General features: G+C 70.8%; 28 protein-coding genes. 10 read left to right on the top strand and 18 right to left on the bottom strand.

Annotated elements, in window-relative coordinates:
* Positions 1-58: 58 nt before the first annotated feature.
* From MRBLMI12_RS17100 to MRBLMI12_RS17080, 5 genes are all read right to left on the bottom strand, one after another.
* Positions 59-706, bottom strand: a complete 648-nt coding sequence (locus MRBLMI12_RS17100) for a biotin transporter BioY (protein ID WP_363357483.1) — start codon at positions 704-706, stop codon at positions 59-61.
* A 123-nt stretch (positions 707-829) separates the two neighbouring features.
* Positions 830-2125, bottom strand: a complete 1296-nt coding sequence (locus MRBLMI12_RS17095) for an acyltransferase family protein (protein WP_363357482.1) — start codon at positions 2123-2125, stop codon at positions 830-832.
* A gap of 96 nt (positions 2126-2221) precedes the next feature.
* The gene (locus MRBLMI12_RS17090; protein ID WP_363357481.1) at positions 2222-2893 is read right to left on the bottom strand and encodes a response regulator transcription factor; all 672 of its coding nucleotides are present in this window, start codon (positions 2891-2893) and stop codon (positions 2222-2224) included.
* Positions 2890-4158: a sensor histidine kinase gene (locus MRBLMI12_RS17085; RefSeq protein ID WP_363357480.1), complete on the bottom strand. Its 1269-nt coding sequence runs from the start codon at positions 4156-4158 to the stop codon at positions 2890-2892. Before MRBLMI12_RS17085 ends, MRBLMI12_RS17090 begins: the two co-directional genes overlap by 4 nt.
* 26 nt (positions 4159-4184) lie before the next feature.
* Positions 4185-4793, bottom strand: coding sequence for a DedA family protein (locus MRBLMI12_RS17080; RefSeq protein ID WP_363357479.1), 609 nt, complete (start codon positions 4791-4793; stop codon positions 4185-4187).
* A 164-nt stretch (positions 4794-4957) separates the two neighbouring features.
* Between MRBLMI12_RS17080 and abc-f the strand changes: the two genes are divergently transcribed.
* Positions 4958-6556, top strand: a complete 1599-nt coding sequence (gene abc-f / locus MRBLMI12_RS17075; protein WP_363357478.1) for a ribosomal protection-like ABC-F family protein — start codon at positions 4958-4960, stop codon at positions 6554-6556.
* A 109-nt stretch (positions 6557-6665) separates the two neighbouring features.
* On the opposite strand, the gene MRBLMI12_RS17070 is transcribed toward abc-f, so the two are convergent.
* The 4 genes from MRBLMI12_RS17070 to MRBLMI12_RS17055 all read right to left on the bottom strand — a co-directional run bounded on the left by MRBLMI12_RS17070 (position 6666) and on the right by MRBLMI12_RS17055 (position 8731).
* Positions 6666-7562 carry an SURF1 family protein gene (locus MRBLMI12_RS17070; RefSeq protein WP_363357477.1) on the bottom strand — a complete coding sequence of 299 codons (897 nt, stop codon included), beginning with the start codon at positions 7560-7562 and terminating at the stop codon, positions 6666-6668.
* The gene (locus tag MRBLMI12_RS17065; protein WP_363357476.1) at positions 7559-7789 is read right to left on the bottom strand and encodes a hypothetical protein; all 231 of its coding nucleotides are present in this window, start codon (positions 7787-7789) and stop codon (positions 7559-7561) included. Before MRBLMI12_RS17065 ends, MRBLMI12_RS17070 begins: the two co-directional genes overlap by 4 nt.
* Positions 7786-8148 (bottom strand): DUF3099 domain-containing protein, encoded by a 363-nt coding sequence (locus tag MRBLMI12_RS17060; protein ID WP_349427653.1) that lies wholly within the window; start codon positions 8146-8148, stop codon positions 7786-7788. The genes MRBLMI12_RS17065 and MRBLMI12_RS17060 overlap by 4 nt, the downstream gene beginning before the upstream one ends.
* A gap of 67 nt (positions 8149-8215) precedes the next feature.
* Entirely contained in the window at positions 8216-8731 is a 516-nt protein-coding gene (locus MRBLMI12_RS17055) for a DUF4190 domain-containing protein (RefSeq protein WP_363357475.1), read from the bottom strand.
* A 126-nt stretch (positions 8732-8857) separates the two neighbouring features.
* On the opposite strand from MRBLMI12_RS17055, the gene fabG reads away from it, so the two are divergent.
* On the top strand, positions 8858-9568 hold the full coding sequence (fabG, locus tag MRBLMI12_RS17050; protein WP_363357474.1) for a 3-oxoacyl-ACP reductase FabG: 711 nt from the start codon (positions 8858-8860) through the stop codon (positions 9566-9568).
* Between the two features lie 71 nt (positions 9569-9639).
* On the opposite strand, the gene MRBLMI12_RS17045 is transcribed toward fabG, so the two are convergent.
* From MRBLMI12_RS17045 to MRBLMI12_RS17035, 3 genes are all read right to left on the bottom strand, one after another.
* Positions 9640-10347, bottom strand: coding sequence for an alpha/beta fold hydrolase (locus MRBLMI12_RS17045; protein ID WP_363357473.1), 708 nt, complete (start codon positions 10345-10347; stop codon positions 9640-9642).
* Between the two features lie 72 nt (positions 10348-10419).
* Entirely contained in the window at positions 10420-11061 is a 642-nt protein-coding gene (gene serB / locus MRBLMI12_RS17040; protein ID WP_363357472.1) for a phosphoserine phosphatase SerB, read from the bottom strand.
* Between the two features lie 43 nt (positions 11062-11104).
* Complete coding sequence (locus MRBLMI12_RS17035) at positions 11105-12349, bottom strand: glucose-1-phosphate adenylyltransferase (RefSeq protein WP_363357471.1); 1245 nt, start codon at positions 12347-12349, stop codon at positions 11105-11107.
* 48 nt (positions 12350-12397) lie between these two features.
* Here MRBLMI12_RS17035 and glgA point away from each other — a divergent pair, with 48 nt between their 5' ends.
* The 3 genes from glgA to MRBLMI12_RS17020 all read left to right on the top strand — a co-directional run bounded on the left by glgA (position 12398) and on the right by MRBLMI12_RS17020 (position 14765).
* Positions 12398-13591 carry a glycogen synthase gene (glgA, locus tag MRBLMI12_RS17030; RefSeq protein WP_363357470.1) on the top strand — a complete coding sequence of 398 codons (1194 nt, stop codon included), beginning with the start codon at positions 12398-12400 and terminating at the stop codon, positions 13589-13591.
* A 9-nt stretch (positions 13592-13600) separates the two neighbouring features.
* A complete protein-coding gene (locus MRBLMI12_RS17025) occupies positions 13601-14386 on the top strand; it encodes an ABC transporter ATP-binding protein (RefSeq protein ID WP_349427646.1) in 786 nt (261 codons plus the stop codon).
* A 121-nt stretch (positions 14387-14507) separates the two neighbouring features.
* The gene (locus tag MRBLMI12_RS17020) at positions 14508-14765 is read left to right on the top strand and encodes a type B 50S ribosomal protein L31 (protein WP_194415598.1); all 258 of its coding nucleotides are present in this window, start codon (positions 14508-14510) and stop codon (positions 14763-14765) included.
* A gap of 116 nt (positions 14766-14881) precedes the next feature.
* Here the strand turns inward: MRBLMI12_RS17020 and MRBLMI12_RS17015 are convergent, their stop codons facing one another.
* Positions 14882-15613: an exonuclease domain-containing protein gene (locus tag MRBLMI12_RS17015; RefSeq protein WP_404908358.1), complete on the bottom strand. Its 732-nt coding sequence runs from the start codon at positions 15611-15613 to the stop codon at positions 14882-14884.
* Between the two features lie 88 nt (positions 15614-15701).
* Between MRBLMI12_RS17015 and MRBLMI12_RS17010 the strand changes: the two genes are divergently transcribed.
* The gene (locus MRBLMI12_RS17010; protein WP_363357468.1) at positions 15702-16601 is read left to right on the top strand and encodes an alpha/beta fold hydrolase; all 900 of its coding nucleotides are present in this window, start codon (positions 15702-15704) and stop codon (positions 16599-16601) included.
* Here the strand turns inward: MRBLMI12_RS17010 and MRBLMI12_RS17005 are convergent.
* The gene (locus MRBLMI12_RS17005; protein WP_349427643.1) at positions 16561-17115 is read right to left on the bottom strand and encodes a CGNR zinc finger domain-containing protein; all 555 of its coding nucleotides are present in this window, start codon (positions 17113-17115) and stop codon (positions 16561-16563) included. The two genes, MRBLMI12_RS17010 and MRBLMI12_RS17005, sit on opposite strands and share 41 nt — an antisense overlap.
* Before the next feature lie 74 nt (positions 17116-17189).
* On the opposite strand from MRBLMI12_RS17005, the gene MRBLMI12_RS17000 reads away from it, so the two are divergent.
* Positions 17190-18182 carry an EamA family transporter gene (locus MRBLMI12_RS17000; RefSeq protein ID WP_363357467.1) on the top strand — a complete coding sequence of 331 codons (993 nt, stop codon included), beginning with the start codon at positions 17190-17192 and terminating at the stop codon, positions 18180-18182.
* Positions 18183-18207: 25 nt separating this feature from the next.
* Here MRBLMI12_RS17000 and MRBLMI12_RS16995 read toward each other — a convergent pair whose 3' ends face one another.
* Both MRBLMI12_RS16995 and MRBLMI12_RS16990 read right to left on the bottom strand, forming a co-directional pair.
* Positions 18208-19032: an alpha/beta fold hydrolase gene (locus tag MRBLMI12_RS16995; protein WP_363357466.1), complete on the bottom strand. Its 825-nt coding sequence runs from the start codon at positions 19030-19032 to the stop codon at positions 18208-18210.
* Between the two features lie 95 nt (positions 19033-19127).
* The gene (locus tag MRBLMI12_RS16990; RefSeq protein ID WP_331907206.1) at positions 19128-19598 is read right to left on the bottom strand and encodes an Lrp/AsnC family transcriptional regulator; all 471 of its coding nucleotides are present in this window, start codon (positions 19596-19598) and stop codon (positions 19128-19130) included.
* Positions 19599-19763: 165 nt separating this feature from the next.
* Between MRBLMI12_RS16990 and pdhA the strand changes: the two genes are divergently transcribed.
* From pdhA to MRBLMI12_RS16975, 3 genes are read left to right on the top strand one after another with little or no spacing between them, the layout of a single operon-like run.
* Entirely contained in the window at positions 19764-20894 is a 1131-nt protein-coding gene (gene pdhA / locus MRBLMI12_RS16985; protein WP_363357465.1) for a pyruvate dehydrogenase (acetyl-transferring) E1 component subunit alpha, read from the top strand.
* A gap of 2 nt (positions 20895-20896) precedes the next feature.
* Positions 20897-21907 (top strand): alpha-ketoacid dehydrogenase subunit beta, encoded by a 1011-nt coding sequence (locus MRBLMI12_RS16980; protein WP_363357464.1) that lies wholly within the window; start codon positions 20897-20899, stop codon positions 21905-21907.
* Positions 21907-23325 carry a dihydrolipoamide acetyltransferase family protein gene (locus MRBLMI12_RS16975; protein ID WP_363357463.1) on the top strand — a complete coding sequence of 473 codons (1419 nt, stop codon included), beginning with the start codon at positions 21907-21909 and terminating at the stop codon, positions 23323-23325. Before MRBLMI12_RS16980 ends, MRBLMI12_RS16975 begins: the two co-directional genes overlap by 1 nt.
* A gap of 38 nt (positions 23326-23363) precedes the next feature.
* Here the strand turns inward: MRBLMI12_RS16975 and MRBLMI12_RS16970 are convergent, their stop codons facing one another.
* Positions 23364-25112, bottom strand: a complete 1749-nt coding sequence (locus MRBLMI12_RS16970) for an alkaline phosphatase family protein (protein ID WP_363357462.1) — start codon at positions 25110-25112, stop codon at positions 23364-23366.
* A gap of 93 nt (positions 25113-25205) precedes the next feature.
* Positions 25206-25802 carry a TetR/AcrR family transcriptional regulator gene (locus MRBLMI12_RS16965; RefSeq protein ID WP_349427636.1) on the bottom strand — a complete coding sequence of 199 codons (597 nt, stop codon included), beginning with the start codon at positions 25800-25802 and terminating at the stop codon, positions 25206-25208.
* Positions 25803-25933 lie beyond the last annotated feature (131 nt).

The raw sequence follows: 25933 nt of genomic DNA, 5'->3' as shown, positions 1-25933 counted from the left end.
AGCCCCGGCCGATCGGCCGGGGCTGTCGATGGCGGATGCCTCGCGAGGAGGCATCCGGTCACTGCTTGGTCTTGTCCGCCGCGCGCACGAGCGCCCATGCCCCGGGGATGATCGCCGCGGCGAGCGCCGCCTTCACCAGGCCGCCGACGATGAAGGGGAGCAGGCCCACCTCGAGGAGGGCCCCGAACGAGTAGTCGAGACCCATGACCGCGTTCAGGATGAACGCCATGTACGGGATGCCGAACAGGAACGGCACGGCGCTCGCTGCCGCGAAGCCGAGGAACGCCAGCGCGGGACGACGATCCCAGGCTCGTTCGGCGAACCATCCGGCGACGAACGCAGAGAAGATGAAGCCGATCACGAACCCGAAGCTCGGCTTGCCGACGGCCGCGAGCGTGCCGGTGAACCCGGCGAAGACCGGGAGCCCGGCGAGCCCCACGAGCATGTAGGTCGTGAGCGCGGCGGCGCCGCGCCACGCGCCGAGGGCGGCGCCCACGACGATCACACCGAGCGTCTGCCCCGTGATGGGGACGGGCCACAGCGGGATCTCCACCTGGGCGAGGAGGGCCACGATGCTTGCACCGGCGATGACGAGACCGGCGTCGAGGGCGAACGCGCGAGCGCGCGAGGACGGGCGGGCGATGACGTCGGCGAGCACGCGACGGGTCCCAGCGGAGGCGGTCGGGGCAGCGGCGATGGATGACATGGCACTCAGCCTAGAGGGACCCGCGCGGGGCTACTTGGACGCCGTCCACCAATGATCCGCCGATCCACTGTCCGCCTTCTACGACATCCGCTGTGCGCCACGCCGCGGGGACGGAACCCTCGCTCACGCGAGTGCCAGGGGTCGCGCGGTCGGCGCCCGTCGGCATGCACCGTGGAGGGCGGCACCGAGGAGCGCGACGGCCACCAGCGCGGTGACGACAGACGTGCCGGCGACCAGCAGCATCGCGACGGCGGCCGTTCCCATGACGGCGGCGCTGCCCACACGCCAGGCGGAGCGCGCCGCCGCGGGCGCGGGCAGGGCCTCGATCGGCGCGAGCCACCGCGCGACGAGCGCCGTCGCGGTGAGCGCCAGGGCGAGCCAGAGCGGACGGGTGAGCCACCACGATGCGCTGTCGACGGCGGGCAGCGGTACCTCGGTGGCCGTCGCGCCCGCTGCGGTCAGCCCCGCGAGGCCCAGGAGGACGGGCATGTGCCACAGGTACACGGTCATCGCGCGCGGCGTCACGAAGTCGGTCAGCGCCGACGGGAGCCGCCGCTCGGCAAGCCGCGCCAGCGGTCCGCGGGCGAGCGAGAACATGGCGGTGTGCGCGATGCCGACCAGCAGCAGCGCGGTGGTCGGAGGGTTGATGTTGGCGACCAGATCGGGGGAGTGGATGCCGCTCGTGAACGAGATCGCGAGCCCCGCGACCGCCCCGACCAGCCAGAATGCCCGCGCCCGTCGCGACAGCGCGTCGATCCGGCCGTCCGCGAGGAAGAAGCCGAGCTGCTGCATCGTCAGCCAGACGAATGCCAGGTTGAGGAAGCCGAGTCCTTCGATTCCCGTCGTGAGGCGCGCGACGTCGACTGCCGCCGCCGCCACGGCGAGCGCGGCGATGCTGCTGAGCGGCGCCCGCTCGTGGAGGCGCAGCAGTGCGGGCAGCAGCGCCTGGCAGACGAGGAAGACGCCGAGGAACCACAGCGGCTGCGCGAACCGGAATCCGGCCAGGGTCACGAGGTCGGCGGGCACCCCGGCCGCCGCGAGGAGCGCCAGCATGACGCCCGCGGCGCCGATCGTGACGAGCGCGGGAAGCAGCAGGCGGTGGATGCGGCCGGCGACGAAGCCGACGCCGTCGACTCCCCGCGCCCGGGCTCTGCGGAACGCGGTCGCCCCGGAGAACCCGCCGATGACGAAGAACAGCGGCATGACCTGAAGAGCCCAGCTGAGCGGCACGATCCACGCGGTGCCGTCGCTCGCGTTGACGAACGACGGGCCGGCATCGGTCACGGTGACGCCGACCATCATCGCGTGCAGGACCACCACCGCGCTGATGCACAGGGCGCGGACCAGATCGATCGCGCGGTCTCTGGCGGCAGGTGCCGTCGGAGCGGCCGCGGCGGCGGTGGGGCGGACGATGGTCATGAGGCCTCCTCGGGGGTACGTCCCGGAAGGCTATGGACGCGGCGACGCCCGGGGCATCGCCCCGTGGTGCCGTTGCCGTCTCACCCCGTGGGGTGATCAGGAAGCGGCCTCGACCAGACCCGCGTCATAGGCGAAGATGACCGCCTGCACGCGGTCGCGCGCGCCCAGCTTGGCGAGCACCTTGCCCACGTGGGTCTTCACGGTCTGCTCCGAGATGAAGAGCTCGGCGGCGATCTCGGCGTTCGAGCGGCCGCGGCCGATGAGGGTGAGCACCTCCCGCTCGCGATCCGTGAGTTCGCGGAGCGTCGCGGTCGCTCGACCGGCCCGCGGCCGACGGGCGGCGAAGTGCTCGATCATGCGCCGGGTGACGCTCGGCGCGAGCAGTGCATCGCCCGCGGCCACGACCCGCACCGCGTGCACGAGGTCCTCCGGAAGGGCGTCCTTGAGGAGGAACCCGCTCGCACCGGCCTCGAGCGCGTCGTAGACGTAGTCGTCGATGTCGAACGTCGTGAGCATGAGGATGCGCGGAACGTGTGCGGCGGGATAGCCGGGGCCGAGGATGCGGCGCGTCGCGGCGATGCCGTCGAGCTCGGGCATCCGCACATCCATCAGCACGACATCGGGGTTCAGCCGGGCGGACAGCGAGGCCGCCTCGGCCCCGTCGGCGGCCTGGCCGACCACGCGGACGTCCTCCTGTGCGTCGAGCAGGGCGGCGAAGCCCGCCCGCACCATGGCCTGGTCGTCGGCGATGAGGACGGAGATCGTCACTGTGGGCCTTCCGTGGTCGGGATGGTGTCCGGTTCGGTCGCGATGCCGGCGAGGGGGAGCACGGCGTGCACCGTCCAGCCGCCGTCGGCGTCGCGTGCGGCACGGAGTTCGCCGCCGACGAGCGCGGCGCGCTCGCGCATGCCCAGCAGCCCGTGCCCGCGCTGCGACGGCAGCGCGGATGGCGGCTGCGCAGGGTCCGGTGGGCCGTTGCGGACGACGACGCGCACGGCCGCGGCATCCGCCTCCACCGACAGCGTGACCGGCGTGTGCGGGGCGTGCCGCACGGCGTTGCTCAGCGCTTCCTGCACGATGCGGAACACCGCGATGTCGACCGCGCTCGGCACGTTCACGGGCGCCGGCGAGACGCTCGCGTCGATCTCGGCGCCTGCGCGGCGGAGCGCCTGCACCAGGTCCGGGACGTCGCGGAGCCCCTGCTGCGGGACCAGATCGGCCTGCTGGTCGTCGGTGCGCAGGACGCCGAGCAGCCGTCGCATCTCTGCCAGGCCCTCGCGGGCGGTCTGTGCGATCTCGTCGAACTCGTGACGCGCCTCGTCGGAGAGCCCGGGCACGCGGTACCGCGCGGTCGACGCCTGCACCTGGATGAGCGACATCCCGTGCGCCACGACGTCGTGCAGCTCGCGCGCGATGCGGGTGCGCTCCTCGACCAGCATGCGCCGGGACTGCTCGCTCGCGGTCAGCTCCCGTTCACGGCTCAGCTCGGCGCCTACGCGCAGGCGGCTGGCGACCAGCACGGCCACGAGCAGTGCAGCCCCCGAGACCGACGTCACGATCACCAGATTCACGATGCCCGCAGCCACGGGGAGGGCACCGGCCAGCCCGATGACCACGGTCAGCGTGCCCACGATGGCGAGCAGCCACGCGACGAGCGCGAGGCGCCAGTCGTGCACGATGGCGAGCACGCCGACGAAGAGGATGAGCACGAGCATCGCCGGAACCGACCATGGCCACGGCCAGGTGGTGGCGACCGCCTCTGCGGCGGGCAGCGGCAGCGCGACCGCCGAGACGACGAACAGCGCGATCGACCACTGCGGGAACCAGACCGCGAGCACAGGCGCCGCGCACAGCATCGCACCGAACAGGAACGCGAGCGGCGCCGGCTGCAGGTACAGCGCGATGTGCACCGGCACGAGCACCGAGAAGAGCGCGACCGACGCCAGCGCCAGCGCGCCGAACGCGAAGGTCCGCGGGCTCAGCCGGCGGCGCTTCGCGGACTCGGCAGGTGCCGGTGAGGGGGTCGCGCGCATTCTGTCATCCTGTCAGCCGACGGCGTTCACACGGGTGCCGCGACACGGCGCGCGCGCAGCGCGATGACGCGATCGACGACGAGTCCGATCGCGAGGGCCAGCACGATGCCCAGCACCGCGCTGAGGAGCGGCTGGTCCTTCAGCCAGGCGCCTGCGAGGAGGCCGATCGCGATGCTGTAAGCGGCCCAGCAGAGTCCTGCCGCCACGCTGAGAAGGGCGAATCGCCGCCAGCTGTACTGCAGCGCGCCCGCGGACAGATTGACGGCCACGCGCCCGACCGGGATGAACCGCGCGCCGAGGATGAGGCCCGCACCGCGACGGTCCAGCGCCGAGCCCGCCCACGCGAAGGCGCCGGCGACCCGCGGCCGCCGCATCCAGGCGAACCGGGTCGTGCCCGTGCGCCTGCCGATGGCGAAGGCGATGTTGTCGCCCACGGCGGCTCCGGCGGCGGCCACGACGCCGAGGAGCACCAGATCCGGTCGGCCGGTGGATGCCGCCACCGCCGCCGCGGCGACCAGCACGGTCTCGCTCGGGACCGGCGGGAAGAAGCCGTCGACGACGGCCACGACGAGCATCACGAGGTACAGCCACGGCGAGGAGACAGCTTGCAGGACGAGGTCGGTGATGAGATCCACCCCGGAAAACTATGCGCGGGGCGTGCGGCACGGCATCCCTCTGCGGTATCGACCGGGTCCCTCTGCGGAGGTATTCCGTCGATCGGGCGGGGACGGCGCCCCGTATACTGGATGGCTGGCCATTCGGTCACCACCCCTCTCCACCGACGGAACGGACATCCGCTGTGCTCGCCGTGCACGACCTCGAGATCCGCGTGGGCGCTCGCGTGCTCATGTCGGACGTCTCCTTCCGCGTGTCGGACGGCGACAAGATCGGACTGGTCGGCCGCAACGGCGCCGGCAAGACGACGCTGACCAAGGTGCTCGCAGGAGACCTCATCCCCGCCGACGGCAGGGTGGAGCGCTCCGGCGAGCTCGGCTACCTGCCACAGGACCCCCGCTCCGGCGACCCCGAGATGCTCGCCCGCACCCGCATCCTCGACGCCCGCGGTCTGGGCACGCTCGCGATCGGCATGCACGACGCCTCGCTCGCCATGGCCAGCGAGGACGAGGCGGTCGCCGCCCGCGCGATGCGCAAGTACGCCAACCTCACCGAGCGCTTCGAAGCGCTCGGCGGCTACGCGGCCGAGGCGGAGGCGGCATCGATCGCGCACAACCTGTCGCTGCCGGACCGCATCCTCGACCAGCCGCTGAAGACCCTGTCGGGCGGTCAGCGCCGTCGCATCGAACTCGCCCGCATCCTGTTCTCGGATGCCCAGACGATGATCCTCGACGAGCCGACCAACCACCTCGACGCCGACAGCGTCGTGTGGCTGCGCGAGTTCCTGAAGGGGTACAAGGGCGGCCTCATCGTCATCAGCCACGACGTGGAGCTCGTCGGCGAGACGGTGAACCGCGTGTTCTACCTCGACGCGAACCGCCAGATCATCGACGTCTACAACATGAACTGGAAGAACTACCTGCGCCAGCGGGTGGCCGACGAGGAGCGCCGCAAGAAGGAGCGCGCCAACGTCGAGAAGAAGGCCACGGTGCTCCAGCAGCAGGCGGCCCGATTCGGTGCCAAGGCGTCGAAGGCGGCAGCCGCTCACCAGATGGTGGCGCGCGCCGAGAAGATGCTCGCCGGGCTCGACGAGGTGCGTCAGGTGGAGCGCGTGGCCAAGCTGCGCTTCCCGAAGCCGGCGCCCTGCGGCAAGACGCCGCTCATGGCCTCGGGACTGTCGAAGTCGTACGGCTCGCTCGAGATCTTCACCGACGTCGACCTCGCGATCGACCGCGGCTCGAAGGTCGTCATCCTCGGGCTCAACGGCGCCGGCAAGACGACGCTGCTGCGCATCCTCGCCGGTGTCGACCAGCCCGACACCGGGCAGCTCGAGCCGGGTCACGGCCTGAAGATCGGCTACTACGCGCAGGAGCACGAGAACCTCGACGTCTCGCGGTCGGTGCTCGAGAACATGATGTCGGCCGCGCCCGACATCACCGCCACCGAGGCGCGCAAGGTGCTCGGCTCGTTCCTGTTCACCGGCGACGACGTGCTCAAGCCCGCCGGCGTGCTGTCCGGCGGCGAGAAGACGCGCCTCTCGCTCGCGACGCTGGTGGTGTCGTCGGCGAACATGCTCCTGCTCGACGAGCCCACGAACAACCTCGACCCGGCGTCACGCGAGGAGATCCTCGGTGCTCTCGCGCACTATGAGGGAGCCGTCGTGCTGGTGTCGCACGACGAGGGGGCCGTCGAGGCGCTCAACCCCGAGCGCGTGCTCATCCTGCCCGACGGTGTCGAAGACATCTGGGGCCGCGATTACGTCGACCTCGTCACCCTCGCCTGACGCCAGCGCGCACAGAAGCGGAGTTGCGGCGCGACGCGACGGAGACGGATGCCGCGACCAGGCGTATCGTCGAGCAGCCCGACTGTCCTCCCCGCCAGCTTGCGCGCGGTCAGCGGCCGGCGGCGTCCAGCAGGGCGTCCTCGTCCTCGGCATCGCGGTCGCGGCGACGGCGGGGGGCCGGCGGAGCCGGGGGAGCGGCATCCGCCGATTCGTCCCGGGCGCTCTCGGCCTCCTCGGCGTCTTCGCGGCGGTGCCGACGCTCGGTGCGAATGACGTAGCCGATGAACACGAAGCCCATCACCGCGAAGAGGATCCACTGGATCGCGTACGACAGGTGCGGGCCCGGGTCGTCCGACGGCGGCTCGAGTGCGCTCGGTGCGGTGGCGGGCGCCGGATCCTCCGAGACCATCACGCCGTACGCGCTCTGCTCCAGGGCGTCGCCCGCGTCGGCGGGGATCGCGTCGGCGATCAGCCCGAGGTTGATGGTCGGGACCTGTCCCTCGGGCGCCGAGCGCCCGGAGGACGGCAGCGCCTCGCCCGGCCGCAGCCGCACGACGACGGTCGCCTCGCCGGACGGCGGGGCGGGCACCGCATCGGGGACGGGCTGGTCCTGCCCGGGCGCCACCCAGCCGCGGTCGACGAGCAGCACCCGGCCGTCGTCCAGGCGGAACGGCACGAGAACCTCGAAGGCCGAGGTGCCGCCGTGCGGCCGGTTGCGGGCGAGGAGCCCGTCATCGGCGAGGTAGGTCCCGGTCAGGACGACCGGACGCCACTCGTCCTGCGGGTCCAGTTCGCCGCCGGCCGGGATGAGGTCGGCGAGCGGCACTGCCGGCGCGTCGTAGTTCTCGGCGACGAGGGCGAGCTGCCCCGAGCGCTCCTGGTTGCGCGTGAACTGCCAGTTCGACAGGAACGCGCACGCGATGGCGAAGACGACGGCAAGTGCGATGTAGATCGCCCAGCGACCGGCGCGGGGCAGGTGCTGCATGCTGACGGAGCGACGGCTCATCGTGCGGTCTCCGTGGGAACGAGCGGCGCCACCCAGACCGGGAAATCGCGGGCGCTGAGGAAGTCGCGCAGGTAGCCGACGTGCTCGTCGCATGCGACCCAGGTCTTGCGGCGGTCTTCGGCGTGGATGCGGGGGTTGCGCCAGTCGATGCGCCAGCCCGCCTGCGCGCGGCATCCCGCCCGCGAGCAGGTCGCGTCGACGGCCGGCTCGGGTTCGACCTCGTTCATTCGGCCTCGTCGGGAGTGTCTCGAGTTCCGGGGTGCGTCTCTTCGATGCGGATCACGCGGGACTCCGGCGTCGGGGGTGCCGAGGGCGCTGCCGGAAGGGCCGCCTCGGGGTCTTCCCGGCGGTTGCGGCGCCCCTCCTGGCCCACATTGGCGGAGACGACGGCGATGTACGGAAGGAAGATCGCGGCGGCGCCGAATACCCACGTGTACCAGCCGTACGGGGTGATGACGACCATGAGGACGAAGCACGCGACGCGGATCCCCATGGTCACGAGATACCGGATCGAGCGCGCGTCGACGTCGTCGCGCGGTGCGCGCGGCAGGGACGTGGCCGACGGGGCGTGGCTCGAACTCTTCACGGTACTTCCAGGGTACGCCGGTTGCACCGCCCAGGAGCCCCGGGGACGATTCCCGGGGCTCCGGGATTCAGTACGTGCCGCCGGTCTGCTGATAGACCGAGACGAAGAACGCGAAGAACGCGATCGCCGCGATGATGCCGAGGATCGCGAGGCCGAGACCCACCCAGCCGACGATGGTGCCGGCGAGGGCCATGCCGCGTCCCTGCTCGCCGCTCGTCTTGAGCTGGCTGAGCGACATGTGGCCGGTGATGACGCCGACGACCGAGCCGATGAACGGCAGGATGACGAAGCCCGAGATGGAGGCGATGAGCGAGACGATCGCGAGCGTGTTCGTCTTGGCCGGTGCGCCGTAGCCGGGCGTGGATCCGTAGGCGGGCCCGGCACCGTATGCGGGCGCGGTCCCGTACGACGGGGCAGCGCCGGGCGCAGGAGCGCCGTACGCCGGGGGATACGCGCCCTGGGCGGGCGGCGGGTACGCGCCGGGGGCGGCCTGGGGTGCCGGCTGCGCGGCTCCCGGGGCGGGCGGAACGGGCGGGTAGGCGCCCGGCTCCGGTGCGGGGTTCTGAGGAGTGGAGTCGCTCACGGCGGGCCTTTCGTCGGTGTCTGGACCCAGCGTCCCAGCGGGCACCGAGGGTGTCAAACGGGCCGGGGGCGCTGCGCCCACGCCGATAGGCTGGTGCGGATCCGCCACAACCCCGGGAGTGCCACCATGTCCACCGATCGCGTCGTCCTCGTCACCGGCGGAAATCGCGGCATCGGCCGCGCCATCGCGGAGCGCTTCGTCGCCGAGGGGTACAGGGTCGCGGTCACCGCACGCTCCGGCGAGGGCCCCGCCGGCACGCTGACCGTACGAGCGGACGTGACGGATGCCGCATCCGTCGACGCCGCGTTCACCGAGGTCGAGAAGGCGCTCGGCCCCGTCGAGATCGTCGTCGCGAACGCCGGCATCACGAAGGACACGCTGCTGCTGCGCATGACCGAGGACGACTTCGACAGCGTCGTCGCCACGAACCTCGGCGGCGCCTTCCGCGTCGTCAAGCGCGCGTCGAAGGGCATGCTGCGCGCGCGATGGGGTCGCGTCGTCCTCATCTCGAGCGTCGTCGGCCTGTACGGCTCCGCCGGCCAGATCAACTACGCCGCGTCCAAGAGCGCCCTCGTGGGCTTCGCCCGTTCGCTCACCCGCGAGCTCGGCGGACGCGGCATCACCGCGAACGTCGTGGCGCCCGGCTTCATCGAGACCGACATGACGGCGGAGCTCCCGGCGGACACCCAGGCGGAGTACAAGAAGAACATCCCGGCAGGGCGCTTCGCATCGGCCGACGAGGTGGCCGGCGTGGTGACGTGGATCTCATCGGACGACGCGGCCTACATCTCCGGCGCCGTCATCCCCGTCGACGGCGGTCTCGGCATGGGGCACTGACCCGCTCCCACACGCGCGCACCCGCGCCGTCCTGCGCTCGGCGGGCGGCCCGACCGGCTCGGCGACCGGCGTCAGCCGATCGCGCGGAGGATCGCCTCGGCGACCGCGCCGGGACGGGAGAACTGCGGCCAGTGGCCGGTGGGGTCGCCCGGTGCCCCGAGCTCGATCACCTCGAGCTTCTCGAGCTCGGCCAGTTCTGCCGCCCACGACGGAGCCTTCTCGACGATCTCCCTGATCTGCGCCTCGGGCACCGTGCCGGTGATGATCGTGGCAGGCACCGCGCGGCGCCGTTCGTCGGAGAGCCGGATGGGATCGGTCGGCACCCGCTCGGGCACCGACTTCGCGCGAGCTGCGACATCGGCTCGTGTCTGCGGATCGAGGTCGGCCACGTCGGAGTCGTCGAAGAAGTCCCAGCCGGGGAACGGGATCACGCCGTCCACCACGGGGAACTCCGAGATGGAGCCGCCTTCGCCCGGAGGGAAGGTGTCGAGGAACACCATGTGGCCGACGCGGTCGGGGCGCGCGTCCACCGCTCCATAGGCGACGTTGCCGCCGCCGGAGTGTCCGACGACGGCCACCGGACCGTCGAGGCGATCGAGTGCGTCGACCGTCGAGGCGATCCAGTCGGCGATGCCGATGCCTGCGGACTCGGCGCCGGACGCGCCGACCCCCGGCATCGTCAGCGCGTGGGTGCGGTGCCCGGCTGATTCGAGTGCAGGGGCGACCTCGCCCCAGGAAGACGCGTCGAGCCACAGCCCGGGAACGAGGATGATGTGCATTCCCCGACCGTAGCGACGGCGACCGACATCCGGACCCCCGCGCGCGAGGAGAGCGGAGCGGTGAGCCGCCGCCTACGGCAGCAGTGCGATGACCTCGGCGAGGTCGACCGGCCCGACGACCACGTCGGCGCGAGCCCGGACCGCGGGCTTGGCGTTGAACGCGACGCCCAGCCCGGCGACCGCCATCATCTCGAGGTCGTTGGCTCCGTCGCCGATGGCGATCGTGCAGGCGATCGGCACGCCGCGCTCGGCGGCCCATTCGCGCAGCGCCGCGGCCTTGCCCGCGGCATCCACGATCCCGCCGTCGACGCGCCCGCTCAGCGCGCCGTCGCGCGTCGCCAGCCGGTTCGCGCGCCAGACGTCCACGCCCAGGTCGGGGGCGACGGTGTCGAGGATCTCGTGGAACCCGCCCGACACGACGCCCACGGCGCCGCCGCGGTCGTGCACGGCGGCGATGAGCTCGCGCACCCCGGGGGTGGGCTCGATGCGCGCCAGCACGCGTGCGAACGCGGCGACCGGCACGCCCTGGAGGGCCTCGACGCGCGAGCGCAGGCTGCTCGCGAAGTCCACCTCGCCGCGCATGGCGGCCTCCGTCGCGGCCGCGACCTCGGCGCCGCGCCCGGCCTCGTCGGCGATCAGCTCGATGACCTCGTTGCGGATGAGGGTCGAGTCGGCGTCGAGCACGACGAGGAAACGGGCGGCAGCGGCAGGCACCCTTCCACGCTAGCGGGACGCGGTCCCCGCGCCCGACCGCGTGTCATCGCTCGACGCGGAACCCCTTGCCGACGACCGTGATGCCGCTGTCGGTGATCGTGAAGCCGCGCGCCAGATCCTTCTCGCGATCGACGCCGACGGTGGCGCCGTCGTCGAGGACCACGTTCTTGTCGAGGATCGCGCGATGCACGCGGGCACCGGCACCCACGTGGACGTGGTCGAAGAGCACCGAGTCGGTGATCGTCGAGCCGCCGCCGGCGAGCGTCCAGGGGCCCACCACGCTGCGCTCCAGGTGGGTGCCCGAAAGCACCGATCCGAGCGAGACGATCGAGTCGATCGCATTGCCGATGCGGCCGACCGAATCGCGCACGAACTTCGCAGGCGGCGAGTTCACGGACTGCGAGTGGATCGGCCAGTCGGTGTTGTACAGGTTGAAGATCGGCAGCGTCGAGATGAGATCGCGGTGCGCGTCGAAGAACGAGTCGATCGTTCCGACATCGCGCCAGTAGTACCGGTCGCGAGGGGTCGATGCGGGCACGTCGTTGCGGTTCATGTCGTAGACGCCGGCCTCGCCGCGATCGACGAAGTAGGGGATGATGTCGCCGCCCATGTCGTGGTTCGACGTCGGCAGCTCGCCGTCGGACTCGACCGCCTCGATCAGCGCGTCGGTGTCGAAGATGTAGTTGCCCATCGAGGCCAGCACCTGGTCGGGGGCGTCGCCGAGCCCGACGGGGTTCTGGGGCTTCTCGAGGAACTCGCGGATGCGCACCGGGTCCTGGGGGTCGACGTCGATGACGCCGAACTGGTTCGCCAGCGAGATCGGCTGACGGATGCCGGCGACCGTGGCCCGCGCGCCCGATTCGATGTGCGCGGCGAGCATCTGCCGGAAGTCCATCCGGTAGACGTGATCGGCGCCGATCACGATGACGATGTCGGGCTGCTCGTCGTTGATGAGGTTGAGGCTCTGCAGGATCGCATCGGCCGAGCCCGAGAACCAGCGCTTGCCGAGGCGCTGCTGGGCGGGCACCGAGGTGACGTAGGAATCCAGCAGCGCCGACATCCGCCAGGTCTGCGAGATGTGACGGTCGAGGCTGTGGGACTTGTACTGCGTGAGCACGACGATCTGCCGCAGGCCCGAGTTGATGAGGTTCGAGATCGCGAAGTCGATGAGCCGGTACTGGCCGCCGAAGGGGACGGCGGGCTTGGCGCGATCCGCGGTCAACGGCATCAGCCGCTTCCCTTCGCCGCCGGCGAGGATGATTCCGAAGACCTTGGGTGCAGCTGGCATGGCCCCCACACTATGACGCGTTCCGGCCCGTGTACTAGCGTTCGACACATGCGAGTCGACATCGTCACCAAGGAGTACCCGCCGGAGATCTACGGCGGCGCCGGCGTGCACGTGACGGAGCTCGTGAAGGCGCTCCGCTCCCGCATGGATGTCCGGGTGCGCGCGTTCGGCGCCGAGCGCGACGAGGAGGGGACGAGGTCGTACGGCGTGCCCGCCGAGCTCCTAGGCGCGAACGCGGCGGTGCAGACGCTCGGCACCGACCTCGAGATCGTCTCGGATGTCGCGGGCGCGGACGTCGTGCACAGTCACACCTGGTACGCGAACCTCGCCGGCCAGCTGGCGTCGCTGCTCCACGGCATCCCGCACATCGTGACGGCCCACAGCCTGGAGCCGCTGCGACCGTGGAAGGCGGAACAGCTCGGCGGCGGCTACGCCGTATCGAGCTGGATCGAGAAGTCGGCCTACGAGGGCGCCGCGGCCATCGTCGCGGTCAGCAACGGCATGCGGGAGGACATCCTCCGCAGCTATCCGGCACTGGACCCCGACCGCGTGCGCGTGATCTACAACGGCATCGACGTGGACGCGTGGCACCCCGTCGAGGACCCGGCGCTGCTGGGGGAGCTGGGCATCGACCCCGCGCGTCCCTCGGTCGTCTTCGTCGGCCGGATCACCAGGCAGAAGGGCCTGCCCTACTTCCTGCGCGCCGCCGAGCGCCTTCCGGCCGACGTGCAGGTGATCCTCGCCGCCGGCGCGCCCGACACGCCCCAGATCATGGCGGAGGTGGAGGACCTCGTGCGCGGCCTGCAGGAGACCCGCGACGGCGTCGTCTGGCTCGACCGGATGCTGTCGCGCCACGAGCTGTGCACCATCCTCAGCGCCGCGACGACATTCGTGTGCCCGTCGGTGTATGAGCCGCTCGGCATCGTGAACCTCGAGGCGATGGCCTGCGGCGCCGCGGTGGTCGGCACGGCGACCGGCGGCATCCCGGAGGTGGTCGTCGACGGCGTCACCGGGCGCCTCGTGCCCATCGAACAGGTGCAGGACGGCACCGGAACGCCGACGGATCCCGAGCGGTACGTCGCGGATCTCGCGCGCGTGCTCACCGAGGTGGTCAGCGATCCGGAGCGCGCCCGGGAGTACGGTGCCGCGGGCCGCCGGCGTGCGACGGAGGACTTCAGCTGGCAGCGCATCGCCGACCAGACGGCCGAGCTCTACGCGGAGGTCGTCGCCGACGGCCGATAGGCTGTGAGCATGCCACAGGTGCTCGAGTTCTCCGACGTCGTCGTCCGCCGAAACGCCCGGAACATCGTCGATCACCTGAACTGGACCATCAACGACGACGAGCGCTGGGTGGTGCTCGGACCGAACGGCGCCGGCAAGACGACCGTGCTCCAGATGGCCGACACGCTCCTTCACCCGACCTCGGGAACCGTGACGATCCTCGGTGAGCGGCTGGGCCGCACCGACGTCTTCGACCTGCGGCCGCGGATCGGATTCGCGTCCTCCGCGATGGCGCGTCGCGTGCCGCCCGAGGAGACGGTCCTGAACGTCGTGCTGACGGCCGCGTACTCGGTGCTGGGCCGCTGGCGCGAGGACTACGAAGACATCGACGAGCGGCGCGCCCTGCGGGTGCTGGCCGAGTGGAAGCTCGACCACCTCGCCGATCGCACGTTCGGCACCCTCAGCGACGGCGAGCAGAAGCGCGTGCAGATCGCCCGCGCCGTCATGACCGACCCCGAGCTGCTTCTCCTCGACGAGCCCACGGCGAGCCTCGACCTCGGCGCGCGCGAAGAGCTGCTGATCCTGCTGAGCGGCTACGCCCAGGCGCCCACGACCCCCGCGATGATCATGGTCACCCATCACGTGGAGGAGATCCCGATCGGCTTCACGCACGTGCTGCTGCTGCGCGACGGCCAGGCGGTGGCGTCCGGCCCGATCCGCGAGACACTCACGGCCGAGGCGCTGACCGACACGTTCGGCGTTCCGATCCGCCTCACCGAGGACAGTGGCCGCTTCGCCGCGCGCGCCGCGCACTGAGGCCCCCGGGGGCCGGTTCGGCAAGCGCGCCCGAGACTGATAGAATCCTTCTTTGGTGCGCTCGCACCCCAGACTTTGACCGCCCTGGCAAAATCCAGGGCACCACCCTCAAAGGACCATCATGAAGACTGACCTCCACCCGGACTACCAGGCCGTCGTGTTCCGTGACCTCGGCTCGGGCGAGACCTTCCTCACCCGCTCGACGGTGACCAGCGACAAGACGATCGAGCTCGACGGTGTCGAGTACCCCGTCATCGACGTCGAGATCTCGTCGGCCTCGCACCCGTTCTACACGGGCAAGCAGCGCATCATGGACTCGGCCGGTCGTGTCGAGAAGTTCAACCAGCGCTTCAAGAACTTCGGCGGCGCTTCCAAGTAAGCCCGCCCGCTCCGGCGCCGATCGATCACCGGCCCGCCCCGGATCAGAAGACCCCGCTTCGGCGGGGTCTTCTGCGTTTCTCGGACCGCCCGGCGATCGCGCGATCCTGCGACGGATCAGCGGATCGGCCAGCGGCCGTCGAGCTGCTCGTCGGGATCCAGCCGGCCGATGCCGATGAAGTACTCGGTGAGGCTCTCGGCCTGCGCCCGCGCCCAGCCGATCTGCCGGGTATGCAGTTCGTGCACGGTGTCGGGAAGCCACGGGGCGAAGCGCTCGGCGAGCGCCTGTGCGACGCGTCCGGCGGCCACGGCATCGGCCGACGCCTCGTGCGCCGCATCCAGTCGCACCGCGTAGTGCGCAGCGACGACCTGGAGAGTGCGCTTGCCCTTGCGCCACCGGTCGTACGCCTTGTCGACCACGAGCGGATCGATGACGGGCGACGGGTTCTCGATCGGCACGACGCCGTGGCGCAGCGACTCGTACTTCAGCAGCGAGAAGTCGAACGGCGCGTTGTAGGCGACGACGGGGATGCCGGCGTCCAGAAGAGCACGGACGGCCTCGACCACTTCGGCCACGACGTCGACCGCCGGGCGCCCCTCGGCACGCGCCTGTGCGGTGGAGATGCCGTGGATCGCGCTCGCGCCCTCGGGGATCTCGACGCCGGGATCGGCGAGCCAGTCGCGCGCGCGGATGACCCGGCCGGCGGCATCCAGCAGCCCGACGTGCGCCGTGACGATGCGATCCGCGGTGACGTCGACGCCGGTCGTCTCGAGATCGAACACCCCGATCATGCGCACCCAGTCCGGCACATCCCACAGCGGCAGCTGTTCGGGATGCGGGCGGCTCATGCCGATCACGGTATGCGTCGCCTCCGACATCGGAGCACAGGCGCACCGCGCACAGGCGAGGCCCGGGTGCGACTCGTAGACTCGATGGGTGACCGCGCCGAACCCGTACGCACCTCTCCTCGACGAGATCCCTGTCGAGCGCCGCGAGGTGGGCGTGCTGGGCGGCGTCACGGCGTACTGGGTCTACGGCCCCGCCGATGCGGCCGTCACGATCGTCGCGGTGCACGGCTTCCGGGGCGAGCATCACGGACTCGAGCCGGTGGTCGCGCACCTTCCGGCGGTGCGCGTGATCTCGCCCGACCTCCCGGGATTCGGCGAGACCGCGCCGGTGCCGGGGCGACGGCACGATCTCGGCCTCTTCGCGGAGTGGCTGCGCGAATTCGCCGGGGCGGTCGCGCCGGGCGCGGTGATCCTGGGCCACTCCTTCGGCTCCATCGTCGTGGCGGCCGCGGTCGCGGGCGGCCTCGAGACGCCGCGGGTCATCCTGGTCAACCCCATCGGAGCGCCTGCGCTCGAGGGTCCTCGGGGGGTGCTCACCCGGCTCGCCGTCTTCTACTACTGGGCCGGGGCGAGGCTTCCGAAGCGGCTCGGCGACGCGCTGCTGCGCAACGGCCTCATCGTGCGCGTGATGAGCGTGTCGATGGCGAAGACCAAGGACCCCGGCATCCGACGATTCGTGCACGACCAGCACGACACCTACTTCTCGCGCTTCGCCGACCGCGACGTGCTGCACGACGCGTTCCTCGCGTCGGTGTCGAACGACGTGCGCGCGTTCGCGCCGCGCATCGCCCAGCCGACCCTGCTGGTGGCCGCGCAGCGCGACGACATCACGCCCATCGAGGCGGAGCGACGCCTGGCGACGATGTTCCCGGACGCGCAGCTCGTGGAGATCCCCGACGTCGGGCACCTGATCCACTACGAGACGCCGGCGGCCGCCGCCGGCGCGATCACGCGGTTCGTCGCGCCTTCCGCTGCCGATACGCGTTGACGTTCATGCGGTTGCCGCAGTTGCCGATGTCGCAGTAGCGCTTCGAGCCGTTCTTCGAGAAGTCGACGTAGACGCCGTCGCAGTCGTCCGCGGCGCAGATCCGCACGCGGTCGTACTCGTCGGCGCGGATGACGTCGACGAACGCCAGCGCCGCCTCGACGAGCACCCGGGTTGCCAGCGGAGCGTCGTCGCTGGTCGCATGGATGTGCCAGTCGAATCCGTCGTGGATGACCAGGCGGGGGAGTGCCCTGCCGTCGCGGAGCATCTCGTTGACCAGCGGCACGGCGCCGTCGCGGTCGACCTCCCACAGCTGCCGAAGGCGCGGCCGGACGTCGCGGAGGGCGGCGAGCTCGGCGGCGTCGCGCCGGATGAGCCCCGTGTACGGGTTGACGCGCAGGTAGTCCTCGAAGTCCTCGAGGGTGGTGAGGGTGTCCTCGTCGTCGTAGCCGGGCAGCGTGTTCACCAGGTACGACGCCGCGCGCAGGTTCTGCTCCGTGTCATGAATGAAAACCACGTTGACTCCTGACAAGCCGGTCCGGTACTGTCACCAGTGTAAACACCTTTCACTCCTGACAGTCGGATGCGCCCATGACCTCGACCGCGTCGCTTCGCGTCGCCCTTCCGAGCTCGGCGCCCGGCTCGAGCGCACGACTGCGAACCACCGGCCTGATCATGGGCGTCGCCTCGGCGCTCGCGTTCTCGTCGAGCGGGCCGTTCATCAAGCCGCTCCTCGAAGCCGGCTGGTCGCTCGGTGCGGCGCTGCTCGTACGCATGGGCGTCGCCGGCCTCGTGCTGTCGCCGGCGCTCTTCCTGGCGATGAAGCGGCAGCGCGGCTTCCTGCGCCGGCACTGGCGGCTCATCGTCGGCTTCGGTCTCATGCCCGTGCTCGGCTGCCAGCTCTTCTTCTTCTCCGCGATGCAGCGGATGCCGGTGGCCGTGGCGCTGCTGATCCAGTACCTCGCGCCGGTCATGCTGGTGGTCGCCGTGTGGGTGCGCACCCGGCGGGCACCGTCCGCGCTCGTGCTGTGGGGATCGCTGGTCGCGATCGTCGGCCTCGTGCTCGTCGTCGACATCTCGGGCGCGTCGTTCGATCTGATCGGCACCCTGCTGGCACTCGCGGCGGCCGTCTGCGTGTGCGCCTATTTCGTGATCTCCGAGCGCGCCGGCGACGACCTGCCACCGCTGGCGCTGGCGGCGAGCGGCCTGCTGACCGGCGCGCTCGTGATGGGGGTGCTCTGCGCCACCGGCATCATGCCGTTCCAGGCCCCCGCCGTCTCGGTCGTGCTGGCCGGCACCGCGGTGCCGTGGTGGATGCCGCTGCTCTGGGTGGCCGCCGTCGCCACGACGCTCGGCTACGCGTTCGGCGTGATGGCGGTTCCGCGCATCGGCTCTCGTGTGGCGTCGTTCGTCGGGCTGTCAGAGGTGCTGTTCGCCCTCATGTTCGCGTGGATCTTCCTCGCCGAGGTGCCCGCACCGATCCAGTTCGCCGGTGGGGCGCTGATCCTCGTGGGCGTCGTGCTCGTGCGTGCCGACGCATCGTCGACCGCGAACCCACGCGGTGAGGCGGCTGTGCTCTCCTGAGAGGGAGCCCTGGGCCTCAACGCTGTCATCGCCCGCGCGCGGCAGTTGTCGAACTGTGCCGGCGAAGAAACTGGACAACAGCGCGCCCGGCTGGTTCAGGCTCTTGTTCAAGTGGGTAGTGACCGGAGTCATCGAGAACGAGACTGGTCACGTCCCTGGCGATGGGACGCACACCGTCGGCGACGGCGGAGCCCAATGCGAAGCGCCCGCCGATCGCGAGCACGGGTGTTGCGACCTGGTTCGTGACGAGGGCCTGGACGTCGCTGAGATCTTCACTGCGGGTGCGATAGTAGCCGAGGCCTGCTTCCAGAACGCCCCGTGCGGAATATGCGTTGACGTACGAACGCATCGTGGCGGGATCGAGTCCCGCCGGGCCTGCGCTCTGCTGGAGGAACACGCCGTAGTAGGCGGCTTCGCGTCCGGGGACGAGGCGTTCTGCGAGACCGGCTGCACGGTTGAAGGGTCCGTGCCATGTCGGGTAATGGTCACGGCCCGGCGCGGGGATGTCGATGTCGATCCCGGGGAGGATCTCTTCCTCGACGACAAGCGCGGTCACTGCGGAAGCCAGCTCGGCGGCGAGGAATACGGCAACCGTGGCGCCCCAGTCATGGCCGATCAACGCGAAACGCGTGATCCCGCGTCGAGCGAGCACATCCCTCAGCCAGTGCGCAAGGTCGGCCTTGCGGAAGCTCGGGCGCTGGTCGGGTTTCGCGCCGAGACCTGGCAGGGTGATCGGAACGGTGGTGAAGCCCGCCTGGTCGAGGAGGGGGAGCAGGTGTCGCCAATGCTCCTCGGTCACCGGCCAGCCATGCAGCAGCACGACCGGCAGACGATCCGATCGGGCGCTCATCGTTCCATGATGCCCGCATCCTCAGACGTTGAGTGATCGAGGTCGCGGTCCTGAACGTCGCCATCGTTTCAGGCGGAGGATTTGTCAGACACGCCCTAATCGCGTCGAGCCAGGTCCATCAGGGGCGTGACGCGGTGGGCGATGACCTCGCCCATCACCAGTGACGTCTCGGTGCGCTCGACGCCCTCGATGGCGAGGATGCGGGCGTCGGTGTCGAACAGGTGCTGCGTGTCACGGCAGGCGACCCGCACCAGCAGGTCCACCTGACCCGACAGGCCGTGCGCCTGCACGACCTCGGGCACCCGGGCGAGTTCGACGGCGATGCGCGGGAGATCCGCCTGGCGCACGATGACGCTGATGAACGCCTCGATCGGAAACCCCAGCGACGCCGAAGAGATCGCCCGCTCATACGACAGGAACACTCCCGCCTTCTCCAGCCGTGACATGCGCGCCTGCACCGTGTTGCGTGAGAGGCCGAGCCGTTCGGCGAGTGCGACGACGGTCGCGCGGGGATCGGCGGAGAGCGCTGCCAGCAGCTCCAGGTCGACGTGATCGAGGGCACTCATAGTGCGAAACGTTAGCACGGTCTGGGTGGTCATGACTTATCAACATGCTCAAGCAGAGCACGGATGCTTGAGCGAGGTGCGATGCAGACGTAGCCTCGAGGTAGCCGGCGACGAAGCCGGCGGACGCGAAGCGGCTCCTCACGAGGGAGCCCGCAACGAGGAGTGATGACGATGACGCACACCCTGACCCCGACAGCGGATCTCGCCACCGACATCGACGATGTCGCGCGACTGCTGACACCCGACGGCGAGCGCATCGCCGACCCCGAGCTCGATCGCTGGGTCGCCGACGTCGACGCCATCACACTGCGCGGTCTGTACCGTGACATGGTACTGCTGCGACGCATCGACACCGAGGGCGTCGCACTCCAGCGGCAGGGCCAGCTCGGCCTCTGGCCGCCCTGCCAGGGGCAGGAGGCGACCCAGATCGGCACCGCGCGGGCGCTGCGCGCCGACGACTTCGCGTTCCCGAGCTACCGCGAGACGGGCGTGGTCTACGCGCGTGGGGGCAAGCCCTCGGACTTCGTGCTCGCCTGGCGGGGCGAGGAGCACTCGACGTACAACCCCTACGACATCAACACAGCCACGCAGCAGATCATCATCGGCGCGCAGGCGCTGCACGCCGTGGGCTACGCCATGGGCGTGCAGCGCGACGGCACCGACCAGGTGTCGGTCGCCTATTTCGGCGACGGTGCCTCCAGCCAGGGCGACGTCAACGAGGCGATGGTCTTCGCCGCCTCCTTCGGGGCGCCCGTCGTCTTCGTGTGCACCAACAACCAGTGGGCGATCTCGGAGCCCGTCTCGGTGCAGGCGAAGTTCCCGATCGCCGGCCGGGCGCCCGGGTTCGGCATCCCCAGCATGCGCGTGGACGGCAATGACGTGCTCGCGTGCTTCGCAGCGATGCGCTGGGCGCTGGACATGGCCCGCCGCGGCGAGGGCCCCGCCTTCATCGAGGCCGTGACGTACCGCATGGGCCCGCACACCACCTCCGACGACCCCACGCGCTATCGCGACAAGGAGGAGGTCGAGAAGTGGCGTCGCCGCGACCCGATCACGCGGCTCGAGGCCCTGCTGCGCGCACGCGGCGAGTTCGACGAGGCGTTCATCGGCACGGTCGAGGCTGATGCCGATGCGCTGGCCGCCGGGGTCCGCGAAGCCGCGATGACCGCCACGACCCGCGCACCGCTGACGGTGCTCGACAACGTCTACGCCGAGCCCCACTCGGGGATCGACGAGCAGCGCGAGTGGTTCGGTGCGTACCTCGACGGGTTCGCCCCCGCCCCCGAGGAGGTGTGACGATGGCGCAGCTCACGATGGCGAAGGCCATCAACGAAGGACTCCGCCGCGCGATGGCCGACGATCCGAAGGTGCTCGTCATGGGCGAGGACATCGGCAAGCTCGGCGGTGTGTTCCGCATCACCGACGGACTGCTCGGCGAGTTCGGCGCGCAGCGGGTGGTCGACACCCCGCTCGCCGAGGCGGGCATCATGGGCACCGCCGTCGGACTCGCCTTCCGCGGCTACCGGCCCGTCGTCGAGATCCAGTTCGACGGATTCGTGTACCCCGCGTTCGACCAGATCGTGTGCCAGGTCGCGAAGCTGCACTACCGCACGCGCGGCAACGTCACGATGCCGATCACGATCCGCATCCCGTGGGCCGGTGGCGTCGGCGCGGCCGAGCATCACTCCGAGTCGCCGGAGGCCTACTTCGTCCACACCTCGGGGCTCCGCGTCGTCGCGGTGTCGAACCCGCAGGACGCGTACGTGATGCTGCGTCAGGCCATCGCGTCGAACGACCCGGTGGTCTTCTTCGAACCCAAGCGGCTCTACCACTCCAAGGGCGAGGTCGATCTCGACGTGCAACTGGCCGACGCGCCGCCGATGGGTCTCGCCCGCGTCGCGCGTGAGGGCAGCGACGTGACGCTCCTGACCTACGGCTCGCAGGTCGGCACTGCTCTGGATGCCGCCACCGCGGCCGAGGACGACGGCGTCTCGATCGAGGTCATCGATCTGCGCTCCATCTCGCCCGTGGACTACCGCACGGTGACGGCATCCGTCCGCAAGACCGGCAGGGTCGTCGTGACGCACGAGGCAGCTCGGGAGGCCGGGGTGGGCGCCGAGCTCATCGCGAGCGTCACCGAGCGGTGCTTCAACTATCTCGAGGCCGCGCCCCAGCGGGTCACCGGCCACGACATCCCGTACCCGCCTGCGAAGCTCGAGAAGCATCATCTGCCCGACCTCGACCGCATCCTCGACGCCGTCGATCGTGTCATGGACCGGCCGAACAGCCTGAGCGGGGTGCGCGACTGATGGCACAGGACTTCCGTCTCCCCGACCTCGGCGAGGGCCTTCCCGAGGCCGAGCTCGTGCAGTGGCTGGTCGCCGTGGGCGACACCGTCGCACTCAACCAGACGATCGCCGAGGTCGAGACCGCCAAGGCCGTCGTCGAGCTGCCGTCGCCGCACGCCGGCACCGTGACCGCCCTGCACGCCGCCCCCGGTGACGTCGTGGCGGTCGGCTCGGTGCTGATCTCGTTCGACACCGCCGCGACCGCCCCCACCCCCACGCCCGCTCCCGCTGCCGCCGCGGTTCCGCCGTCGGCCGAAGCCGCCTCCGCCTCGGTGAGCGCGGCGGCGGCCCCCGCGTCCGAGCCGAACCTCGTCGGCTACGGCGCCGCGCCCCGAAGTGCCGCACGGCCGCAGCGTCGCGCACGCGTCGCGGGAACCGTGGCTGCAGCATCCGACACCGCGGTGCTCGAAGCGGCTCCGCACGACGCGATCCAGTTCGCGGATGTCGTGGAGCGTGCGGTCGAACGTCCCCGTTCGACTCCGCCGGTGCGCAAGCTCGCCAAGCAGCTCGGCGTGGACCTCGCACTCGTCGAGGCCACAGGCGCGTCCGGCGTGATCACACGTGCCGATGTGGAGGCGTACGCGGAGCGCGTCGGAGCGGTCACGGTCGCCCCGGTGGCCGCGGCGTCCGCCGAACCGGTGGAGACGTTCGAGCTGCCGCGATCGGGTGAGGCCGGCGAGCGCACGACGCGCACGCCGATCCGGGGCGTGAGGCGCGTGACCGCGGAGGCCATGGTGCGCAGCGCCTTCACGGCGCCGCACGTGACCACGTTCTTGACGGTCGACGTCACGGCGACCAGCGAGCTGATCGCGTCGCTGCGCGCGGACCGCGCCCTCCAGGAGCACCGGATCGGCATCATGGCGGTGGCCGCCAAAGCCGTATGCCTCGCGCTCGCGCGCCACCCGGGGCTCAACTCGAAGTGGGACGATGCGGCGGGCGAGATCGTCGAGCACCACTACGTCAACCTGGGCATCGCCGCGGCGACCGGGCGGGGCCTCGTCGTGCCCAACATCCGCGACGCGCAGGAGCTCACCCTGGTCGAGCTCGCCGACGCCATCCGCGGCCTCGCCGAGACCGCGCGGTCGGGCAGGACGGCGCCGGCGGACATGATGGGCGGCACGTTCTCGATCACGAACGTCGGCGTGTTCGGCGTCGACGCCGGCACACCGATCATCAACCCGGGGGAGGCAGGCATCCTCGCCCTCGGAGCCGTGCGGCGCCAGCCGTGGGAGCACCGCGGCGAGATCGCGCTGCGCGACGTGATGACGCTCGCTCTCTCGTTCGACCATCGCCTCGTGGACGGCGAGCAGGGGTCACGGTTCCTCGTCGACGTCGCCGACATCCTGCGCGAGCCCGGGCGGGCGATGCTGCTGCGATAGAAGGCCGCTGGCCGGCCGGCACCTTGGGGGTCGGCCGGTCAGCTCTTCTTCGGGTAGAAGAGGCCGAGCCCGTGCTTCTGGAGCACCTCGTACGCCTCGGCGTAGGTCTCGGGCTCGGGTGCACCGGGCGGCGCGTAGCGCGCGAGCAGCAGACCCAGCAGCCCGCGTCCGGGCGGGCTGAGCGGCTTTGTCCTGTGCTTGCCGTCGCGGAGATCGATCCGCTCGTCCTCGTGCGGGTTGGGCGGCACGTACATCGGGTGCACGACGGGCCAGGTCGACGGATCTCTGGGAGCGTCGAGGTTGATCACCGAGAACAGGTCGCGCGCCGTCGCGTCGCGACGGGTGAGCGGACGCAGGCCGTGCAGGCGTGCGAGCGTCGCGATCACGGCGCCATGGTGCAGCTCATCGTGGACGATGGTGCCGCTGCGCGTGTAGGCCGAGACGGCGATCGCGGGCACGCGCAGCCCCAGCCGGTCGAACGTGAAGCCCATCTCGCCGGGTGCGTCGTCGGCGACCGGTGGGACCGCGGCCGGGGGAGGGACGTGGTCGTACGTGCCGCCGTGCTCGTCGAAGGTGATCAGCAGCAGCGTGTTGAGCGCGTTGGAGCCGTCTGGCGTGGCGCTGTCCTTGATGGCGTTGTACACGTCGGCGATGAGCTTCTCGCCGGCACGCACGTCCGAGATGGCGGAATCCAGCACGGGCGTGCCGTCGACGTCGCTCTCGCGGTACACGCCGAAGGGCGGGTGGAAGTCGTTGTGGTTGTAGACCATCCGCGGCTCGATGAACGCGTAGGCCGGCAGACGCCCGGCCGCGGCATCCTCGGCGAACTCCGACATGTGGCCGAAGCGGCCGGTGCGCCAGTACTGCTCCAGCACGGGGGCGTGCATCATGCCCGTGAGAGACACCAGCTGCATCTCGTCGAAGTAGATCTTCCACGAGATGCCGGCCTCCTCGAGCCGGTTGAAGATCGTCGGCGTCGCGGGCGCGTCGAGCCACTTGTCGTAGCCGCCGCCGTGCTTGTTCGTGACGAAGCCGTGCGAGGTCGACGCGTGGAAGAACGACCGGTTGCAGTAGGTCTGCGACGGGACGGCGGCGAACCACGCGTCGAAGACGGCGAAGCCTTTGGCGAGGGTGGAGAGCACCGGCAGCTGCTCGGGGGAGAAGCTGCCCATGATGTGGGTGGCCTCCTCCAGCGTGGGTGCCTGCCCACGGCGCAGCCGCTCGACGTTGTTCCAGTAGTCGCGGACGAATCCGTCCATCGTCGGCACGGTGCCGGAGGGCGGTGCGTTGAAGGGCGCCGTCATGTCGCCGATCTGGCTGGTCGCATTGGCGGCGGGCGACACCGTGCCGAACAGCTGCGTATTGACGTGCGGGAACTCTTCGCCGGGATCGGGGTTCGGCCGGCCCATCACCTCGTCGGTGGGACCGCTGTAGGTGTGCGCCGCGATCCGCTCGCCGCTCGGGGCGGTGTTGGCATAGTCCCCGAAGGCGAGCCCGTCGAACGTCGCGCCGTCGGGGAGCGTGTCGGGCGTGTACAGCCAGCCGAGCAGGTTGTCGAACGAGCGGTTCTCGCCCATGACGACGACCACATGATCGAAGCCGGGCTCCGAGCGCGCGGGCAGAGCGGCCAGATCGAGTGATCCCTCGCGGAAGCCGAGCTCGTGGCCGATGGTGGCGCCCGCCGCAGCGCCGACCGCGCCGCCGACCACGAGCCCCGCGGTCGCGATGCCGCCGAGCTTCAGGAAGTCGCGGCGCGAGCTGTCGGTGCCCTCCGCACGCGGTCGCATGACTCTTTCCGCGTCGCCGTGATCCTCCGGCTGCGCGTCGTCCGTGTGGCCATCCCCCGCCATGGTCCGTCCAGATTAGGCCACCCAGACAGTTCAGGCGGTGAGCGAAGCGCGGGCCATCGCGCGGAGGATGCCGCGCACGTCGCGCTCCCCGGGGCGCGACCGGGAGGCGCGCACGGTGTGGGGCGTCGAGTTGATGAGGCCGAAGCACGCGTGGGCGCGCACGCGCAGGTCGTCCTCGTCCCGCTCGGGATGGATCGTCGAGAGGATGCCGATCCACACCTCGACGTACTCGCGCTGGAGGCGTCGGACGGTGTGGCGGTCGTCGTCGCTGAGGCTGGCGAGATCGCGGTCCTGGACGCGGATGACGTCGGCATCGCGGAGCGCGAACTCGACGTGGAAGGCGATGATCGCGTCGAGCTGGTCGGCGGGGGTTTCATGGGCCGTCAGCACGGTCCGGCCTCCGGCCAGCAGCCGCTCGCTCACCTCGACGAGGATGGCGCCGAGCAGCGCCTGCTTGTTGGCGAAGTGCCGGTAGAGGGCCGGACCGCTCACGCCGACCGCGCCGCCGATGTCTTCGAGACTGACGCCGCTGAAGCCGCGTTCGGCGAACAGGGCGGCCGCCTCGCGGAGGATCGCTGCGTGGCGGTCGGCCTTCGCACGATCGCGGTCGGTGGCGGCGCTTGTCATTCCGGTTCCCCGCTTGTGATTCCAGTTAATGGTCGCTAACCTGAAGCTCAGTTAGTGAACACTAACCAATCCGATCGCGTCAGGACAACGGACGTGATCCGATCGTGACGTCGACGGAGATGACACGGGAG

The organism is Microbacterium sp. LMI12-1-1.1, from assembly GCF_040676455.1.
Classification (GTDB): Bacteria; Actinomycetota; Actinomycetes; order Actinomycetales; family Microbacteriaceae; genus Microbacterium.
The sequence above is the reverse complement of the archived record's forward strand: the minus strand, read 5'-3'. Positions and strand labels throughout refer to the sequence as shown.

Coding starts and splice junctions, on each gene's coding strand:
- MRBLMI12_RS17100 (WP_363357483.1), bottom strand. CDS start 706: ATGTCATCCATCGCCGCTGCCCCGACCGCCTCCGCTGGGACCCGTCGC.
- MRBLMI12_RS17095 (WP_363357482.1), bottom strand. CDS start 2,125: ATGACCATCGTCCGCCCCACCGCCGCCGCGGCCGCTCCGACGGCACCT.
- MRBLMI12_RS17085 (WP_363357480.1), bottom strand. CDS start 4,158: ATGCGCGCGACCCCCTCACCGGCACCTGCCGAGTCCGCGAAGCGCCGC.
- MRBLMI12_RS17070 (WP_363357477.1), bottom strand. CDS start 7,562: ATGAGCCGTCGCTCCGTCAGCATGCAGCACCTGCCCCGCGCCGGTCGC.
- MRBLMI12_RS17065 (WP_363357476.1), bottom strand. CDS start 7,789: ATGAACGAGGTCGAACCCGAGCCGGCCGTCGACGCGACCTGCTCGCGG.
- fabG (WP_363357474.1), top strand. CDS start 8,858: ATGTCCACCGATCGCGTCGTCCTCGTCACCGGCGGAAATCGCGGCATC.
- MRBLMI12_RS17045 (WP_363357473.1), bottom strand. CDS start 10,347: ATGCACATCATCCTCGTTCCCGGGCTGTGGCTCGACGCGTCTTCCTGG.
- MRBLMI12_RS17035 (WP_363357471.1), bottom strand. CDS start 12,349: ATGCCAGCTGCACCCAAGGTCTTCGGAATCATCCTCGCCGGCGGCGAA.
- glgA (WP_363357470.1), top strand. CDS start 12,398: ATGCGAGTCGACATCGTCACCAAGGAGTACCCGCCGGAGATCTACGGC.
- MRBLMI12_RS17025 (WP_349427646.1), top strand. CDS start 13,601: ATGCCACAGGTGCTCGAGTTCTCCGACGTCGTCGTCCGCCGAAACGCC.
- MRBLMI12_RS17020 (WP_194415598.1), top strand. CDS start 14,508: ATGAAGACTGACCTCCACCCGGACTACCAGGCCGTCGTGTTCCGTGAC.
- MRBLMI12_RS17015 (WP_404908358.1), bottom strand. CDS start 15,613: ATGAGCCGCCCGCATCCCGAACAGCTGCCGCTGTGGGATGTGCCGGAC.
- MRBLMI12_RS17000 (WP_363357467.1), top strand. CDS start 17,190: ATGACCTCGACCGCGTCGCTTCGCGTCGCCCTTCCGAGCTCGGCGCCC.
- MRBLMI12_RS16995 (WP_363357466.1), bottom strand. CDS start 19,032: ATGAGCGCCCGATCGGATCGTCTGCCGGTCGTGCTGCTGCATGGCTGG.
- MRBLMI12_RS16990 (WP_331907206.1), bottom strand. CDS start 19,598: ATGAGTGCCCTCGATCACGTCGACCTGGAGCTGCTGGCAGCGCTCTCC.
- pdhA (WP_363357465.1), top strand. CDS start 19,764: ATGACGATGACGCACACCCTGACCCCGACAGCGGATCTCGCCACCGAC.
- MRBLMI12_RS16980 (WP_363357464.1), top strand. CDS start 20,897: ATGGCGCAGCTCACGATGGCGAAGGCCATCAACGAAGGACTCCGCCGC.
- MRBLMI12_RS16975 (WP_363357463.1), top strand. CDS start 21,907: ATGGCACAGGACTTCCGTCTCCCCGACCTCGGCGAGGGCCTTCCCGAG.
- MRBLMI12_RS16970 (WP_363357462.1), bottom strand. CDS start 25,112: ATGCGACCGCGTGCGGAGGGCACCGACAGCTCGCGCCGCGACTTCCTG.
- MRBLMI12_RS16965 (WP_349427636.1), bottom strand. CDS start 25,802: ATGACAAGCGCCGCCACCGACCGCGATCGTGCGAAGGCCGACCGCCAC.